Here is a 16,490-nt window from a genome sequence, read left to right on the forward strand (position 1 = left end):
TGGATGATATGCGCAAAATCAATATTCCACGTGTGCGTTTTACGACCTCACATCCGCGTGATTTTGACGACCATTTGGTTGAAGTGCTGGGTAAGGGCGGCAATCTGGTGGAGCATATTCATCTGCCTGTACAATCCGGTAATACGGATATATTGAAGAAAATGAACCGAAAATATACTCGTGAGCGTGTTTTGGAACTGGCAGCGAAGATAAAAGCAGCTGTTCCGCATGTCTCTCTCACAACAGATATTATCGTAGGTTTCCCGGGTGAAACAGACGAGCAATTTGAAGATACTCTATCTTTGGTGCGTGAAGTGGGCTATGATTTTGCCTACACATTTATTTATTCACCACGTGAAGGTACGCCAGCGGCTTCGATGGAAGATAATGTGCCTATGTCGGTTAAAAAAGAGCGTCTCCGGCGTCTGAACATTGCTGTGAATCAAAACAGCCTGCGCTTTAACAGTCGATTGCGTGGCGAAGTGGTGGAAGTACTGGTGGAAGGCGAGAGCAAAAATGACAGCAAAGTGCTTGCTGGTCGGACTCGTTCCAATAAGCTGGTTCATTTTGAAGGATCTAAGGACCTGATTGGTTCCTTTGTCCAAGTGAAAATTACAGAGCCTATGACTTTCTACATTAAAGGTGACTTGGTTCAAACGCCAGTAGCGGTTAACGAATAAGAAGAATAATCTAACGAGCGTGTCTGCATGCGGTTTGAATAAAGGGCTGCGTGCAAGACTATTTAAGCGAGAAAAGGAGCGATGGGCAATGACAGAGGAGCGGTTGCAACATACAGAACTTCAAACGGCGGCGCGCCAGCATGATCATTTGGTCAATCGCGACATGATATTGGCAAAGGCCAAAGAGTTGGCGGGAATTCTGGGCAGCAGTGAGGAAGTGCAGGTATTCCGAAAAGCAGAAGAAAAGATTCAGGATCATGAGCGCATCCAGCAGCTGATTGCAACCATGAAGAAGAAGCAAAAGGAAATTGTAGCATTTGAATCTCTAAAGAATCAAAAAATGATTGCCAAAATAGAGGCTGAACTTCAAGAGCTACAGGAAGAGCTTGACGGTATTCCAATTGTAACGGAGTTTCAGCAGAGTCAGGTAGAAATTAATGAGCTGCTGCAAATGGTGATCACGGCCATCCGTGATACGGTTGCTGAAAAGGTGAACGTAGAAGAGGGAAAGACTACTTCCTCCTCGAATTGCAGTGACTAGAATAAGATTTATGGTGTGGAGGCTTAGCTTCCACGCCTTTTTTTCGAAAGCAATTACTCATTGTAAATGTTCATGAGATACCAAGAGAATTGCGACATCATAGATGGGATGAAAGCGAGGGAATGGTAAGTTGCGTAAGATGCTAGAGGGTGAAGAAAATACTTTTTGGGAGTACTTAGGATGTGAGCTGATTACAGCTGATGCTAACGAGGCACATATCGCTTTGGAGGCCAAACAACACCATACCAATGTGATGGGGATTGTACATGGGGGGGTGCTCACAACATTGATGGATCAGGCGATGGGGATGGTCAGTATGGCTTCACGAAATATGGATTCATGTGTAACAACGAATCTGAACGTTCATTTCTTGTCAGCCATGAGACAAGGACGGCTGGAGGTTAAAGCACGGATTGTTCATCAGGCAGGCCGCACCATAACCACTCAGGCAGAAGTGAGGGATAGTGAAGGTACACTCGGTTGTACAGCTACAGCAACCTTCCGAGTATTGCGTCAACAAGCAAGCGATTCAGGCAAGGCCTGACGCTTGACAAAAAGATTTATTATGTCATAATGAATTTATCAAAACGATATAATATGGTGATGCCAATGGATAGCAATCGTATAAACGAAGAGGCGCAGAAGGCGTCGTACAACATTAAGAAATACCGTACCCCGGACGGTGCTCCGGCGGATATCGTAATGTTTACTTTAACGAAGCGTGAGCGCAAGACGGTAACCAAAACATTGCCGATTCGTGAGCTGAAAGTAATGCTCATCAAGCGCCGTAGTTGGCCGTTTGCGGGACGCTGGGCGTTGCCTGGAGGGTTTTGTCAAGAAGATGAATCCATATATGGAGCGGCCAAGCGGGAACTGTTAGAAGAAACCGGTGTAGACGGCGGGCATCTGGAGTATTTGGGCGTATATAGTGGACCAGGCCGTGATCCGCGCGGGTGGATCATATCGCATGCGTTTTTTGCGCTGGTAGAGGAATGGATGCTGGAGCAACGTCAGGCAGCTGATGATGCTTCGGAGGTCGGTTTATTTACGATCCGAGAAGCGTTGGAGGAATTGGAACTGGCGTTTGATCACCGGGATATCATAGTTGATGCTTATCGCAAAATTCAGTTGCAGATGCTTCAGACAACGATAGCCAAGCAATTTTTACCGCCACATTTTACACTGGGTGAATTGTATCAGGTAATACAGAGCGTCGTACCGGATTTCGAAGAGCCGAATTTTATTCGCAAAATAACATCGACTCGTAGTAGACAGGGAATACTGGAAGAGGTTCGGGATGAGAATGGCAAACCGCTCAGTTCCAATCAGTATTCACAAAGACCAGCCCAGTTGTACCGCTTTAGTGATAGAGTACCGCGTTTATCTATTTATACGTAACTTTTATTGGAATAGATTACGCATAGAGCGTACAATCTCACTTTGATGATAAGGAGCTGACTGTACGATGAAGGCACTGATTGTTATTGATTACACGAATGATTTTGTGGACGGTAGTCTGCCTGTGGGGCAACCTGCGATTGAGCTGGATGAACGGATCACAGCAATTACGCAGGCCTACGTGGATCAAGGGGACTTTGTTGTCATGGCTGTCGATTTACATGAGGAGAACGACCTTTATCACCCGGAGAGTAAGCTGTTTCCTCCACATAATATACGTGGAACCGATGGACGACAATTGTATGGTAAGCTTCATAGCCTATATGAGCAGCAAAGTGATCATATCTACTGGTTGGATAAAACACGGTACAGTGCTTTTGCTGGTACAGACCTAGAACTCAGGCTGCGCGAGCGCGGGATCTTGGAAGTTCATCTGATTGGTGTGTGTACAGATATATGTGTGCTACATACGGCTGTAGATGCCTATAACAAAGGTTTTGCTATTACTGTCTACAAGGACGCTGTGGCAAGCTTCAATCAGGCGGGGCATGATTGGGCTTTGGGTCATTTTGAGGGAAGTCTTGGAGCCACGGTACAGTCGGCTGAAGATACGATTTTATGCCAGAAGAAGTAAAATAACTGAACGATTGTACACCAATGTCCGATAACAAATTAGAGCCGGATATTGCTGAATCTGGGCAGATGAACGGTACACCGTCACCAAGCCAGGGAAAGTCAGAGAGGATGATACGATGAAGTCAACGAGCCTCGCATTACATACAGATAAATATCAGATTAATATGATGTACGCCCATTGGGTGAACGGAAGTCACCAACGAAAAGCTGTGTTCGAGGCGTATTTTCGTAAGCTCCCTTTTGGCAATGGATATGCCGTGTTTGCTGGTCTGGAACGCATTGTGAATTACATTTCAAACTTGAGGTTTACAGAAGAGGACATTCGCTATCTGTCAGAGCAGGAGGAAAAGTACGATCCGATGTTCATGGAGGCATTGCGCCAGTTTAAGTTTGGCGGAACGATCCATTCGATGAAAGAAGGAGCACTTGTTTTTCCGAATGAGCCTCTGGTTCGAGTTGAAGGAACAATTATGGAAACACAGCTTGTCGAGACGGCGTTGTTGAATTTTATGAACTACCAGACCCTTATTGCGACAAAAGCATCGCGGATCAAGCAGGTAGCTAGCGACGATACACTGCTCGAATTTGGTACACGGCGTGCGCAGGAGGCAGATGCAGCGATTTGGGGAGCGCGTGCAGCTTATGTGGCAGGTTTCGATGCGACTTCTAATATGCTGGCAGGCGAACATTTCGGGATTCCGACAAAAGGGACACATGCCCATTCATGGGTGCAGACCTTTATGACGGAGCAAGAGGCGTTTGACGTGTATGCGAAGGTTTTGCCAGATCAGGTCACGCTGCTGGTAGATACCTTTGACACGCTGGAAAGCGGTGTTCCCCATGCGATTCGGACAGCAAAGATGCTGGAGAGTCAAGGCAAGCGCATGAATGCCATCCGTTTGGATAGCGGTGATTTGGCTTATCTATCTATTCAGGCACGGGAAATGCTCGATGCTGAAGGTTTGGATTACGTACAAATTGTAGCTTCCAACGATCTGGATGAAAATACGATCTTCAATCTTAAAGCCCAAGGGGCACGTATTGATGTATGGGGTGTAGGGACACAGCTGATTACAGCTTCAGATCAACCTTCACTGGGTGGAGTGTACAAGCTGGTAGAGCGGGAAGTAGACGGCGAAATGCTGCCGACGATTAAGATCTCCGGTAACCCGGAAAAAGTATCTACACCAGGCAAAAAGGATGTATACCGCATTGTGGATAAAAAGAAAGGGAGAGCTGTGGCTGATTATATTTCTTTCCCGGATGAAGAACGTCCGCGTAATGGTAAGCGCCTGAAGCTATTTAACCCTTTACATCCATATATGAAGAAGTATGTTGAAAACTACGAAGCTGTACCGATGCTTGAGCCTATTTTTATAAATGGACAGAAGGTATACGAGCTTCCTGAGCTGGATGAAATTCGTGCCTATCATGCTTCACAGCTGAAACTGTTTTGGCCAGAGTATTTGCGGAAGCTGAACCCTGAAATTTATCGTGTAAATCTTAGCGAGAAGGTATGGGAGCTGAAGCAAAAGCTGATTGACAGCTACATGCAGCCCGAAGTTGAAGAAAAGGAATAATGTAAAAAAGGCACCTCATCCACGTATGGGGTGCCTTTTTTTGTGTCGGCGCATGTGTGAAATAAGAGCTTATTTATAAATCTCTCTCATCACATGTCGCAGCTCAGGGACGATAATACGTTCCATTGCCAAACGAACGGCTCCGCGGGAGCCAGGCATAGAAAACACAGCTGTTTGGCCCACAGTGCCCGCTACAGCCCGGCTTAATATAGCTGCTGATCCAATGTCCTCAGCAAAGCTTAAATAGCGGAAAATTTCTCCAAAGCCAGGTAGTTCCTTATCCAGTAGAGAGGAGACGGCTTCATATGTAGTATCACGCGGAGAAATGCCAGTACCACCTGTTAAAAGTACAGCCTCGATCTCCTCATGTGCCGCAGCTTCGGTTATCAACTGTCGGATACCTTCATATTCGTCCTTGACGATAACGTATCGAATAACCTTGTACCCATTCGTTTCTAGTAGTTCCTTGAGCAGTCGTCCCCCAGTATCTGTCTCCATGGTACGTGTATCAGAGACGGTCACGACCATGCAGTTAACCTGCTGCGGAGATTCCCGCCGGTGCTCCTCTACCGATGTTATATTCATTACAATATTCACTCCTTGATCAGTGGTTAGCAGCTCTTTTTTTACAATAGAGGAATGATTGACTGTATGCAAGTCAGAAACGGAAGCAAAGAGTTATGTGATTAATATCCTTGCGCATGCACCTTGGAATATAGTACACTTCCTTACATAAGTCGGGATTTTTTGGGTTTATTTTGTTGAAAGCGCGAACATCGAATGATTAATTTCAAGGTGTAGCGGGTAATAGTACAGCAGGATCAACAACTGGGAGGTAATCTAATATGAATCATTCATACCAAAAATGCGTGGATGCTTGCCTGGAATGTATGAACGCTTGCAATGTATGTTATGTAGCAAGTTTGAAGGAATATGATTTAGCTATGCTGCGTGAATGCATTCGAGTGAGCAGAGAATGCGCAGAGATATGTGGGTTTGCTGCTCAAATGTTGCAGCGCGGAACGGATTTTGCTGAGCAGATCTGTGAGCTATGCGCTAAAGCCTGTGAGGTATGTGCTGCTGAATGCAGTAAGCATTCCCATAATCATTGCAAACATTGTGCAGAAGCCTGCCGTCATTGTGTTGAGGCTTGTCGTCAATTGGTGGCAGTGTAATTACATATACAGAACCAGTACCTGAAGAGGAAATAAAAGGTTGCTTTCTGCTAAATAGGTTTGTATAATGGTGGGAATTAACGTCAGGGAACGGGAGAGTAGCAACGGAACCGTGTCATTACAGCGAGCCGGAAGAGGTGGAAGCCGGTATGAGATCCGATGTGAAGCGCACCCGAGAGATGGTTGGTCCAACGATAAAAAATTCTAGTAGATCAGCCCGGCAGACACCGTTATTCGTCATTGGAGTGAAATCGCGATTGGAGTAAGCTAATTTTAACTACACCACCGATTTACGAAGAGTGGTACCGCGGGGATATCGAAGTTCTCGTCTCTTGATTATATCAAGAGGCGAGGACTTTTTTTGTTTTTTATTAAATCCTATAAAAAGAAGGAGAGAGGAACATGTTGTTGATGATTGCTGCCCAAGCTATATTGGCTCATACGGACTTGGAGGAGAAAGAAGTTTTATCTTTATTTGAGGTGCCTCCGCAGCCTGAATGGGGAGATGTGGCGTTTCCCTGTTTCGTGCTGGCTAAAAAGTTTCGAAAGTCTCCACAGCAAATTGCAATGGAATTAGCAGAGCTTGTAAACCATGAAGCAGGTCTAACCGCTTCAGCTTCGGGTGCCTATGTAAATATTATATTGGATCGATCTGTTCATATTCCGACGATGCTTGCTGAATTGAGCAAGCCTGAATTTCTCAAGCCCAATATCGGAAATGGACAACGAGTCGTGATTGATATGTCCTCGCCCAATATTGCCAAACCCTTTGGTATCGGTCACCTTCGTTCTACTGTGATCGGTGCTGCCTTGTATCGCATACTTGGTGAAACCGGATATGTACCGATTAGTGTCAATCATCTGGGCGATTGGGGAACACAATTTGGCAAGCAAATCGCAGCCTATAAAAGATGGGGAAATGAGGAGCAGCTACAACATGATCCGATTGGGGAATCGTTGAAGCTATATGTGCGTTTTCATCAGGAGGTCGAGCATGACCCGTCATTGGAGGATGAAGGCCGCGAGTGGTTCCGACGCTTGGAGCATGGGGATACTGAGGCTCAACAGCTATGGGAGTTTTTTGTTGAGGTCAGTCTGGGTGAATTTGACCGTATGTATCAACGTTTGAACATTTTGTTTGATCATGTGTTGGGGGAAAGTTTTTACAATGATAAGATGCAGGCAGTGGTTGCCCGATTAAGGGCCAAAGGCTTGCTGGAGGAAAGCGATGGGGCGCTTGTAGTTCGTCTGGATAACGAACAGCTGCCGCCGTGTCTTATTTTGAAAAAGGATGGGACTACCATCTATCCCACCCGGGATCTGGCGACAGCGATTTATCGTCATGAAGTGATGAAGGCTGATCGGCTGTTGTATGTCGTTGGCGGGGAACAGAAGTTACATTTCCAACAGGTATTTGCGGTGCTGAAGCAGGCGGGAGAGACATGGGCCGAGCAATGTGAGCATGTACCGTTTGGTTTAATGCGGTTTGCGGGTAAAAAAATGTCCACAAGACGTGGCAAGGTGGTAAAACTGGAGGAAGTGCTGGATGAAGCTGTAGCGCGTGCTCAAGCCATCATTGCAGAGAAGAATCCCAATTTGCTGGAACAAGAGGCAACTGCTGAAGACGTTGGTATCGGAGCGATTATTTTTGGTGATTTAAAAAATAACCGTCTGAATGAAGTGGATTTTTCGTTGGAAGAGGCACTGACCTTTGAAGGTGAGACTGGACCTTATGTGCAGTATACCCATGCGCGCATACGCAGCCTTCTGGAGAAAGCTCGTGCTCGCGCGGATGTCGATTCTAACTCTAGTCATAACACCCTTGCCCAAGACGGTCATTCTCCTGATTTACATATCGTTTCGGATGAAATGCTGGGTGACGCAGGCTGGGCACTGCTTAAACAGTTGGATCGCTATCACGGACAGCTGATACGTGCTGTTCAGCAACTGGAACCTTCGGTTATTGCAAGATTTGCAATAGATACGGCACAGGCGTTTAACCGTTTTTACGCTAAGGAAAGAATTGTCGATGGCGGACAATGGCGCCTTCAGTTGGCGGAACAGACTGCGGATATGCTGGCAGGTACACTGCGACTTCTTGGGCTAAAAGCCCCTAACCGGATGTAAGCAGAAAGAAGCTGAACGGGTTACATTAATCGCAGGGTATTCCGTTGTTTTGCAAGCAATTTGTGCATATTTGAAACATTTGGTGATTTTATTGCGTCCGTAAGTATAGAAGCATAGTAAACATGGAGGTGTATCTCATGATCAAAAATAAAAGCGTGGCAGCTGCGCTGCTTGTCGTCTGCTCCTTGGCTGTGGCTACGTCGGCTTCTGCTTTTCGTGATATAAAGGGAGCTGAGCAGGAGAAGATCGTAAGTTCACTTCAGGATAAAGGAATCATTCAAGGGATAACCAAGGATAAGTTTGCACCAGATCAAACACTCACGTATGCACAAGGGGTACACATGGTTGTTCGTGCGATGGATCTTCAGGTTATGCCTGATTTCACCACAGGTTCCTTTGCAAACATTCCGGCTTCTGCATGGTATGCCGATTCTTACCGGATTGCAGTCCAGCACCAAATCCCTCTGTCACCGGATATTGATCCGAGCACTCGTATGACAAGGGTACAATTTGCGAATATTTTGTACAAAGCTGTGAGTGCAACGGGTGAATATCCAACGGTCCGTATGTTGATTAATGTAGCAGATGGCAAAAAATTAGACCAAGCGTCAAACGAAGCAGTTCAATTTCTCCTGTTGACCAAAATTGCAAAATTGGACGAAAAGAGCAACTTTAACCCGGATCGTAAAGTAACCCGGATCGAGGCAGCAGAAATGGTCTATCATGCATCCGAGCTTGTACAAAGTCATAAACCGGTGCAAGCCATTCCTGAAAATCCAGCTGAGTCTGTCAATCCAGATCAACAAACTAATATTAGTATGAGCATAGAGAAGGCGAATGACCAGCAGAATAAAGTGACCATTACCCGCCTGCAGGCACCTAATCCAGGTTACGGCATTGAAGTGGATCATATTGACTACGTAGATGATACGAATGCTGTCATTTACTACAAGCTGACGAGTCCAAAACTGGGGAAAATGAATATTCAAGTTATTACGGATACCCACACCAGTACATTGGTAGACAGTAAGTATAAGGTTACGCTCAAAGCAGTCGATGGAACAGTGCTTCCGCCCACTGGAACAGGCACGTCTGTAGCAAAATAAAGCGACAAGCCATATGTCATATAAAAAAATAAAGCCAGCGAGTCCCCAATATGAATGGAGACCGCTGGCTTTTTCATGCTAAATGTTAATTGTAGGCCCAAGCTCAAGCTCTAGTATCATTTAAGCTTTAAATGCGACTTTGCCTGTAAGCAAGTCATTTTGCTTAGAAGGTGCAGCTGAGGAAGACGCAGCTTCTGCTGCAACCGTTCCTGACTGGAGCTGGTACATTTGGAAGTAACGGCCACCTTGGGCCATAAGCTCGTCATGGCTACCCCGTTCAACAATTTCACCGCGATGCAGCACCAAGATTTGGTCTGCACTACGAATGGTGGACAGACGGTGGGCAATGATAAAGGTCGTACGTCCCTTCTTGAGCACCTCAAGAGCAGATTGGATGAGCGCTTCCGTTTCGGTATCAATGTTGGCGGTGGCTTCATCCAGAATCAAAATGGCAGGATCAAAGGCTAACGCGCGAGCGAACGAAATAAGCTGGCGTTGCCCGGCAGATAAGGTGCTGCCTTTTTCAATAACAGGCTCGTCAAATCCTTGGGGCAGATGGGCTAACAGTTTGTCGGCTCCAACATCATGCAGCGCTTTATTCACCTGTTCTCTCGTGATTCTGCTGTCTCCGAGACTGACATTAGAGGCTACCGTACCTGTGAACAAATATGGATCTTGAAGAACAATACCCATATGATGGCGGAGCCATTGCTTAGGAATATTTTTGACAGGTGTTCCGTCAATGGTGATCGTTCCTTTTTGCGGATCATAAAACCGGAATAGCAGGTTGATAATCGAGCTCTTACCAGATCCAGTATGCCCGACAAGGGCAACCGTTTGGCCGGGCTGTGCTGTAAAGGAAATATGCTTAAGCACATCATCCTTTTTGTAGGCAAATGAAACGTCGTTAAATTCTACCTGACCTTTGTAACGCGGCATCGTACCGTCTGTCACGGGCTCTCCCGTTTCGTCCATCAATTCAAATACGCGTCCTGAGGATACGATGGAAGTATCCAGTACGGCGAGCTGGTTGACCATACCTGTCATAGGTTGGAATAATCGGCCCAATACATCGACGAAGGCATACAATACGCCTAATGATATTGCACTACCTGTAGTGCCAAGCGCCGCAGAGCCAAAATACCACAACACAACAGCGAAGGCGAGGTTTCTTAACACGTTGACCAAATTGTGCGATGTAAAAGCGTTCAAATTCAGCATTTTATTCTGATGCTTCATATAGTCATCATTCAGTTCTTCAAACTCTTGCTGTGTTTGTTTCTGATGCCGAAATACACGAATAATAGACATTCCCTGAATGGATTCATTAATAATCGCATTAATCTCACTGAGTCTGGACCGAATGATCGTATTATAGCGGGTTGCGACCTTGCGGTACAATATAATCCATAAGATCAGCAACGGTACAATAAATAGAGAGATAAGACCGAGTCTGAAGTCCAGAAAAAAGAGTGCGACATATACCCCTGTCATCGTTACAATCCCTGAGGTGAAGTTGGAGAGTACAGCCACAAACAAATCTTTGACTGCCTCGGTGTCATTCGTAACACGGGATACGACCTTGCCCGCAGGCAAGTTATCAAAAAAGTAAACTGGCAGGCGCTGAATGTGTGCGTAGAGATCAAGCCGAAGCTTTTGAATGACCTTGTTCGCCGAGGATTGCAGCCAGTATGTTTTGCCGAACTCGGCAAAAATCGAAACAACTAAAAAGAAGCAATACCACCCAATCAGCTGAAAGATGCCAGGCATTTCCGGTTTGTAAAAGCTATACAGCTCATCAGCGGTCAGAGCCTTGGCTTTGTAATGAAAAGTGTCGGAGCCGCGTGTCACGGTCAGCATACCGTTCGTAAAGGATCGGTTACCATCTGCTACTTGGACAGAGCCATCGACAAATACAAAAGATTTGCCAACTTGTAAAATCCTCGCTTCGCGTCCTTTGGTCTCCCCGGCTTCAAAGCGGTCTTCACGTTTAAAATGGGTACCAGCATAACTTACAGTCCCGTCCGTGCTAGTCGTCTCATAAAAAGGTTTTTCAATAGCGAGCATATGGTCGTCAATCATCGTTTTGGCGATGAAGGGACCGGCCAACTCCGCGGCTACTCCAATAGCCAAGGCGATGAGAGCAGCAATAAAACCAGCTTTGCTCGTCAGTGCGTACTGGAACAGCCTTTTGCCGATATTAGGTTTCATTAGGATACCTCCCCTGAGGTCAGATCAGATTCCACTTGCTGCCGTTCATATTGTTGTCGATACCATCCGTCAGTCTGAAGCAGCTCATTGTGGGTTCCTTCCTCAATAATGCGTCCTTGCTCCAGTACGACGATCCGGTCGGCATGCTCTACAGCCGATAGACGGTGGGTGGAGATCAAGGTTGTTTTGCCCGAGCGCTTACGCCGGATATTGTCAATAATACGTGCTTCCGTCCGGGCATCTACTGCTGACAGTGCATCGTCGAGCACTAGAATATCCGGATCACCGATAAAGGCGCGCGCAAGCGATACACGCTGCTTCTGACCGCCGGACAGAGCAATGCCTTTTTCCCCGACCAGTGTATCCAGCCCATCGGACAGGGTTCCCAAATCCTGGTCAAAGGCAGCCGTACGGATCGCTTCCATGATGTCGCCATCATCTGCCCCAGGCTTCCCGAACTGAATGTTCTCACGCACCGATTTGGAGAACAAAATTTGTTCTTGCGGCACGTAGCCAATCCAGCTGTGTAATTGTTCCACTGCAATGTCCTCCAGCCGCGTGCCGGAGATTAAAATATCCCCACTGCCAGTCGGATATTCATGCAATAGCTGTTTGAGTAAAGTAGATTTCCCACTGCCTGTTCGACCAACCACACCTAGTGTTTCTCCGCGTTTGAGCTCTAAGTTCACATGTGACAGATTGTCAACTGTGGAGGTAGGATAACGGAAAGTCACGTCTTTCATGGTGATGGATTCGGGATGATCTACTCGAACAGGTTGAGCTACATCCTGAACATCCGGCGGGACATCAAGAGTCTCATTGACCCGATCCAGGGAAGCGCTACCGCGCTGCATAATGTTAATCAACTCGCCAATGGCAAACATCGGCCAAATCATCATTCCTAGATACATGTTAAAGGATACCAGTTCGCCTAGCGTGATATCGTTATGAAAAACCAGATAAATACCATACCCGAGTCCGATCACGTAGCTAAGTCCTACACATAAACGGATCGTCGGTTCAAAGAGCGCATCCATCCGGGCCACTGCCAAATTTTTACGAAACACATCCTCAGTAATATCGGCAAAACGTTTTTCGTCCATTCGTTCTTGCACATAAGCCCGAATGACACGGATACCAGCTACCGACTCCAACACCTGATCATTCATATCGCCAAATGCATCTTGTGCCAGTGTGTAACGTTCATGTACGGCTTTACCGTAAATACTCATGGCCAGTGCAATAAAGGGAAGGGGAAGAATGGCCGCCAATGTTAGCTTCCAGCTAATCAGGGTGCCCATGGCAACCAATACAACGGTCAGGTAGACCGTGGAGTCCGTTAAGGTCAACATACCGAAGCCTGCTGTACTTGCGACAGAGCGAAGATCGTTCGTAGCACGAGCCATCAGATCGCCTGTGCGATTACGCTCAAAAAATGGAGGGGTCATCCGCAGCAGATGATTCATAAAGCGTGTGCGCAATAAACGCTCAACCAGATTAGCACCACCGAACAGCTTGTGCATCCATATGTACGTAATGTAGTAGATGACGGCAAGAATGCCTATGATGTACAAAATATAACGCCAAAGCGAGGACCAGGAAATCGAACCTCGTACAATCTCATCAATGGCGCTGCCTAGCAGCCGAGGTGGAGCAAGCTCCAACACGCCAACGGCAATCAGCAAAAACAATCCAATCGAGTATCGGCTTCGTTCTCTTTTAAAAAACCAGCCTAAATTTTTGAGTACTGAAAACAAGAGGGATCCCATCCTTTCATGTCAAGTTCATTCGAGAGTTGTGTACCATTTTGAAGAAACAACAGCGGCTTGCTGCCACAAGTACAATTCGGCAACAGGCGCAAAAAAGGCATACCGTCCGCAGACGATATGCCTTGAATCTCAATATCATATGGCGCGCAGGTATTCTCAGCACACTCACCACTGAAAAACTGCTTAAACGCAGGCAGCCACTCGTATTAAACCATACAACAGGAATGGTCCAATTCTGAAGGGTGCGACAGGGGAGATGCTCCGGTATGAAGTTGTTGTGTTTGTAGATGTGGGTGAAATACAATCATAAATTTTAGCACCGGGAACACTCCTTTCTTCCTCAAAATGGATTCATTCTTACATGAGTTATCGTTCAAATTGGTAATAAATTTCAAAATGGATCTCGTATGGTTGAATCTTAACACCCTTTTTTGCGAATTGTCAAACCTTTTTCAAAAAAATGTATATGACTTGTCCAAGACGCCACATGAGGAGAGACGGTTGGTGGCTATTTCAAAAGATGCTATGATATAGTTGGCAGGACGTCATTGTACAAGGAGATGAGCATAACGCATGAGCATACAGGTAACTGAACCTGCAGCACAGTGGTACATTAAGGAGCTTGGTTTGAATCGTGGAGATTCCATCCGTTTTTTTGTTCGCTATAGTTCCGGCGGTGGGCTGCATCCAGGCTTTTCTCTGGGAATTGCCGTAGAGCCTCCGCAGCACCCCGCATTACAGCATGAAGCGGCTGGCATTACGTTTTATATGGAGGATCAGGATTATTGGTATCTGAAAGGGCATCATCTGGAAGTGAAGTATTTGGAGGAACATGACGACATTATTTACACTTACGTTAAGGATGAACAAGCTTAATGCCTCCACGTTTAAAATAGCATGCCAGTATAATGGTTTGTGAACATGAAAAGCGGCGGAGTATCGTGTGACAGGAGATAAACCTGTACATGATGCTCCGCCGCTTTATTGTGGTTAGGGCAGGATGCCGTATGCTAAGGGTTGTTAAACATCGGACCATCGACGGCAAAATCAAAATCATCAATATCGTACACATGTACAGGTACGGAAGCTTCGATAATGCGGTGGATCCAGTCCAATTGATCAGTCAGAATGGGTAATGCCTCACGCTGAGCTGTCAGCACCAGTTCGGTTTCAATCGGATCAAAATATTCTCCGTAATGCGCCGTATCAACAGCATTAATGACAATGAGTGATGTATTGGCGTCGAATAGGATAGGCAAGCTTTTCGCCCAAGGCATCTGAAGGGCGCGCCGAATTTTTTTCTGATTCAACGGCTCTTCAAGATAACTGATCAACGCACTTACTTTCCGCTTCACATGTTGATCGTCCATAGGGTTATCCATGAGAGGCTCTGTGCTGTCCTGAAATTCGTACAGCTCTAGCAGTGATGTGTAAGGCACTATATATTCCACAGGGGCGGGAGATGTAAGCAGCTGGCCGTAGATAGCCACCATTACAGCTTCCGTTACAAATTGTCGAGACATCAGTCAAGCCTCCTGCATTTACCAAATTATGCGATAAGAGTATAACACAAAGCGGGGCTGAATTCAGCCAAATATGCAGATTGCTATCATTACTGGCGTTCCTAAAGAGCAGCCCAGAAATTTAGGAGCGGCCGATTAATAAGGAGAGCAGTCCGGCAGCAATCAGAGGGCCAACAGGAACTCCTTTAAAGAAGGCAACGCCAATGACAGTCCCGATCAGTAAACCTGTCACAATCATGGGCTGTCCGGACATCAGAGTTACTCCGCGGCCGCCAAGGTAGGCTACCAGAATTCCGATACCAATCGCAAGCAGGGATTTCCAGTGCAGGAAGGACTCTGTCACCTGATTGATGCTAATTTTACCGCTGGCTAGTGGGGTCATGACCCCGATCGTCAAAATAATAATCCCGATTGTCAGGCCATACTTCTCAAGCCAGGGAAAAGCAGTATGAAAGCTGGTTACCCGCAGCAGCAGTAGTACAACCATAGCAATCGTCACGGTTGAGTTGCCGCTGATAATTCCAAGACCAGCCAGTACCAGTAAGATAAGGGAGCTGTAATCCATTCAGTTGTTCTCCTTCGGTCGTTTAACTTTGGATATGTTCGGCGATCTGACGTCCGTGCCAGCGACCTGTTTCAATAAACACTTCATTGGCATTGCTGCCTGAAGCGATGACCCCGGCGACATATATGCCTGGGATATTAGTCTCCATCGTGGCAGGATTATATTCAGGTTTGTCCAGATCCTCAGCCATGTGGACACCGACAGACTCCAATAATTTTCGTTCCGGGTGGAATCCGGTCAGTGCCAGTACAAAATCGTTTTCGAGCTGGAACGCTTCCGCGTTCAGCGGAGTAACGATGACGTGGTCTGGATGAATTTCGGTAATGCGTGCGCCTAAATGCAGCGTGATTTTTCCTTTTTGGACCATACTGTCGAACAAAGGACGAACCCACGGTTTGATGTATGGAGACAACTCATTTCGACGGTAAACCATATCAATTGTGGCACCGACCCGCACCAATTCCATCGCAGCGTCTACCGCAGAGTTGCTGCCGCCGATGACTGCGACCCGGGTTCCTGTATAGGGATGGGCTTCGCTGAAATAGTGAGTAACTTTATCTAATTGTTCCCCAGGGATGCCCAAATAGTTCGGATGATCAAAATATCCCGTAGCCACTACGACATAGCGTGCTGAATAGCTCTTGGTTATTTCCCGTTTGCTTAGGGTATGTACGGTAAATGTACCGTCTTCTTGACGCTGAATGGATTGAGCCTCCTCATAATGCTGAATGTCCAGGTTATAATGGGAGGCTACTTTACGATAATAAGCTAGTGCTTCATGTCGGAAAGGCTTGTCATTGGGAGTGCTGAACGGAATATCACCGATTTCCAATAGTTCGGCGGTGCTAAAAAACTGCATATTCGTCGGATACAGAAAAATGGAGTGGACGATATTGCTTTTTTCAATAATGATCGTTCGCAAACCTCTGCGGCTGCATTCGATTGCAGCGGATAGTCCGCAAGGACCGCCACCAATAATGATTACGTCGTGCATTTGGATGGACCTCCAGTGTATTGGTTTATTTCGTCAGTTTTGTAGGGTTAGATTAGTTTGACGATTAAAAACAAATCTCAGGAATGGACGCAAATAGCTCAGTCTGTGAGAAGTTTTCAAATAATAATCCTACCGCAATGTGTGCACAATATCCAGCCGTTTTCAGAAAGAGATGATGAGAGGGA

General features: G+C 46.3%; 17 protein-coding genes and 1 other annotated feature. Of the genes, 11 read left to right on the forward strand and 6 right to left on the reverse strand.

The features are described 5' to 3' along the window. The 6 genes from AC5V8P_RS12975 to AC5V8P_RS13000 all read left to right on the forward strand — a co-directional run. Nucleotides 1-680 (forward strand): MiaB/RimO family radical SAM methylthiotransferase (locus AC5V8P_RS12975; protein ID WP_495473668.1); only part of this gene is annotated, 680 nt, incomplete at its 5' end. An 88-nt stretch (nt 681-768) separates the two neighbouring features. Next, a complete protein-coding gene (locus tag AC5V8P_RS12980; RefSeq protein WP_064798071.1) occupies nt 769-1,221 on the forward strand; it encodes a YlbF/YmcA family competence regulator in 453 nt (150 codons plus the stop codon). A gap of 139 nt (nt 1,222-1,360) precedes the next feature. Further along, nucleotides 1,361-1,765, forward strand: a complete 405-nt coding sequence (locus AC5V8P_RS12985; RefSeq protein ID WP_058710541.1) for a PaaI family thioesterase — start codon at nt 1,361-1,363, stop codon at nt 1,763-1,765. A 65-nt stretch (nt 1,766-1,830) separates the two neighbouring features. Beyond that, a complete protein-coding gene (locus AC5V8P_RS12990) occupies nt 1,831-2,619 on the forward strand; it encodes an NUDIX domain-containing protein (RefSeq protein WP_013370763.1) in 789 nt (262 codons plus the stop codon). A gap of 67 nt (nt 2,620-2,686) precedes the next feature. Then, nucleotides 2,687-3,253 carry a cysteine hydrolase family protein gene (locus AC5V8P_RS12995; protein WP_063208819.1) on the forward strand — a complete coding sequence of 189 codons (567 nt, stop codon included), beginning with the start codon at nt 2,687-2,689 and terminating at the stop codon, nt 3,251-3,253. 118 nt (nt 3,254-3,371) lie between these two features. Further along, nucleotides 3,372-4,835 carry a nicotinate phosphoribosyltransferase gene (locus AC5V8P_RS13000; protein ID WP_063208817.1) on the forward strand — a complete coding sequence of 488 codons (1,464 nt, stop codon included), beginning with the start codon at nt 3,372-3,374 and terminating at the stop codon, nt 4,833-4,835. Between the two features lie 69 nt (nt 4,836-4,904). Here AC5V8P_RS13000 and AC5V8P_RS13005 read toward each other — a convergent pair whose 3' ends face one another. Next, entirely contained in the window at nt 4,905-5,420 is a 516-nt protein-coding gene (locus AC5V8P_RS13005) for a MogA/MoaB family molybdenum cofactor biosynthesis protein (protein ID WP_064798070.1), read from the reverse strand. A 260-nt stretch (nt 5,421-5,680) separates the two neighbouring features. On the opposite strand from AC5V8P_RS13005, the gene AC5V8P_RS13010 reads away from it, so the two are divergent. The 3 genes from AC5V8P_RS13010 (at nt 5,681) to AC5V8P_RS13020 (ending at nt 9,243) form a co-directional block, all read left to right on the forward strand. Then, a complete protein-coding gene (locus AC5V8P_RS13010) occupies nt 5,681-6,010 on the forward strand; it encodes a four-helix bundle copper-binding protein (RefSeq protein WP_063208814.1) in 330 nt (109 codons plus the stop codon). 77 nt (nt 6,011-6,087) lie between these two features. Then, nucleotides 6,088-6,346: a binding site (T-box leader), on the forward strand. 66 nt (nt 6,347-6,412) lie between these two features. Beyond that, nucleotides 6,413-8,137, forward strand: a complete 1,725-nt coding sequence (argS, locus tag AC5V8P_RS13015; protein WP_064798069.1) for an arginine--tRNA ligase — start codon at nt 6,413-6,415, stop codon at nt 8,135-8,137. Nucleotides 8,138-8,274: 137 nt separating this feature from the next. Beyond that, nucleotides 8,275-9,243, forward strand: a complete 969-nt coding sequence (locus tag AC5V8P_RS13020; RefSeq protein ID WP_064798068.1) for an S-layer homology domain-containing protein — start codon at nt 8,275-8,277, stop codon at nt 9,241-9,243. Nucleotides 9,244-9,363: 120 nt separating this feature from the next. Here AC5V8P_RS13020 and AC5V8P_RS13025 read toward each other — a convergent pair whose 3' ends face one another. Then, nucleotides 9,364-11,454: an ABC transporter ATP-binding protein gene (locus AC5V8P_RS13025; protein WP_064798067.1), complete on the reverse strand. Its 2,091-nt coding sequence runs from the start codon at nt 11,452-11,454 to the stop codon at nt 9,364-9,366. Further along, nucleotides 11,454-13,211, reverse strand: coding sequence for an ABC transporter ATP-binding protein (locus AC5V8P_RS13030; protein WP_064798066.1), 1,758 nt, complete (start codon nt 13,209-13,211; stop codon nt 11,454-11,456). The genes AC5V8P_RS13025 and AC5V8P_RS13030 overlap by 1 nt, the downstream gene beginning before the upstream one ends. Nucleotides 13,212-13,261: 50 nt before the next feature. On the opposite strand from AC5V8P_RS13030, the gene AC5V8P_RS13035 reads away from it, so the two are divergent. Together AC5V8P_RS13035 and AC5V8P_RS13040 are read left to right on the forward strand one after the other, a co-directional pair. After that, nucleotides 13,262-13,462 carry a hypothetical protein gene (locus tag AC5V8P_RS13035; RefSeq protein WP_231116966.1) on the forward strand — a complete coding sequence of 67 codons (201 nt, stop codon included), beginning with the start codon at nt 13,262-13,264 and terminating at the stop codon, nt 13,460-13,462. Between the two features lie 334 nt (nt 13,463-13,796). Continuing rightward, nucleotides 13,797-14,099 carry a HesB/YadR/YfhF family protein gene (locus AC5V8P_RS13040; protein ID WP_064798065.1) on the forward strand — a complete coding sequence of 101 codons (303 nt, stop codon included), beginning with the start codon at nt 13,797-13,799 and terminating at the stop codon, nt 14,097-14,099. Between the two features lie 134 nt (nt 14,100-14,233). On the opposite strand, the gene AC5V8P_RS13045 is transcribed toward AC5V8P_RS13040, so the two are convergent. The 3 genes from AC5V8P_RS13045 to AC5V8P_RS13055 form a co-directional block, all read right to left on the reverse strand. After that, nucleotides 14,234-14,746 carry a hypothetical protein gene (locus AC5V8P_RS13045; protein WP_064798064.1) on the reverse strand — a complete coding sequence of 171 codons (513 nt, stop codon included), beginning with the start codon at nt 14,744-14,746 and terminating at the stop codon, nt 14,234-14,236. Between the two features lie 121 nt (nt 14,747-14,867). Further along, nucleotides 14,868-15,311, reverse strand: coding sequence for a DUF441 domain-containing protein (locus AC5V8P_RS13050; protein ID WP_063208791.1), 444 nt, complete (start codon nt 15,309-15,311; stop codon nt 14,868-14,870). Nucleotides 15,312-15,333: 22 nt separating this feature from the next. Beyond that, nucleotides 15,334-16,305, reverse strand: coding sequence for a YpdA family putative bacillithiol disulfide reductase (locus AC5V8P_RS13055; protein ID WP_064798063.1), 972 nt, complete (start codon nt 16,303-16,305; stop codon nt 15,334-15,336). Nucleotides 16,306-16,490: the final 185 nt, after the last annotated feature.

The sequence above is a fragment of the Paenibacillus sp. N119s genome, from assembly GCF_059447605.1.

Coding starts and splice junctions, on each gene's coding strand:
- AC5V8P_RS12990 (WP_013370763.1), top strand. CDS start 1,831: ATGGATAGCAATCGTATAAACGAAGAGGCGCAGAAGGCGTCGTACAAC.
- AC5V8P_RS13005 (WP_064798070.1), bottom strand. CDS start 5,420: ATGAATATAACATCGGTAGAGGAGCACCGGCGGGAATCTCCGCAGCAG.
- AC5V8P_RS13010 (WP_063208814.1), top strand. CDS start 5,681: ATGAATCATTCATACCAAAAATGCGTGGATGCTTGCCTGGAATGTATG.
- AC5V8P_RS13045 (WP_064798064.1), bottom strand. CDS start 14,746: ATGTCTCGACAATTTGTAACGGAAGCTGTAATGGTGGCTATCTACGGC.
- AC5V8P_RS12985 (WP_058710541.1), top strand. CDS start 1,361: ATGCTAGAGGGTGAAGAAAATACTTTTTGGGAGTACTTAGGATGTGAG.
- AC5V8P_RS13055 (WP_064798063.1), bottom strand. CDS start 16,305: ATGCACGACGTAATCATTATTGGTGGCGGTCCTTGCGGACTATCCGCT.
- AC5V8P_RS13020 (WP_064798068.1), top strand. CDS start 8,275: ATGATCAAAAATAAAAGCGTGGCAGCTGCGCTGCTTGTCGTCTGCTCC.
- argS (WP_064798069.1), top strand. CDS start 6,413: ATGTTGTTGATGATTGCTGCCCAAGCTATATTGGCTCATACGGACTTG.
- AC5V8P_RS12980 (WP_064798071.1), top strand. CDS start 769: ATGACAGAGGAGCGGTTGCAACATACAGAACTTCAAACGGCGGCGCGC.
- AC5V8P_RS12995 (WP_063208819.1), top strand. CDS start 2,687: ATGAAGGCACTGATTGTTATTGATTACACGAATGATTTTGTGGACGGT.
- AC5V8P_RS13050 (WP_063208791.1), bottom strand. CDS start 15,311: ATGGATTACAGCTCCCTTATCTTACTGGTACTGGCTGGTCTTGGAATT.
- AC5V8P_RS13000 (WP_063208817.1), top strand. CDS start 3,372: ATGAAGTCAACGAGCCTCGCATTACATACAGATAAATATCAGATTAAT.
- AC5V8P_RS13025 (WP_064798067.1), bottom strand. CDS start 11,454: ATGAAACCTAATATCGGCAAAAGGCTGTTCCAGTACGCACTGACGAGC.
- AC5V8P_RS13040 (WP_064798065.1), top strand. CDS start 13,797: ATGAGCATACAGGTAACTGAACCTGCAGCACAGTGGTACATTAAGGAG.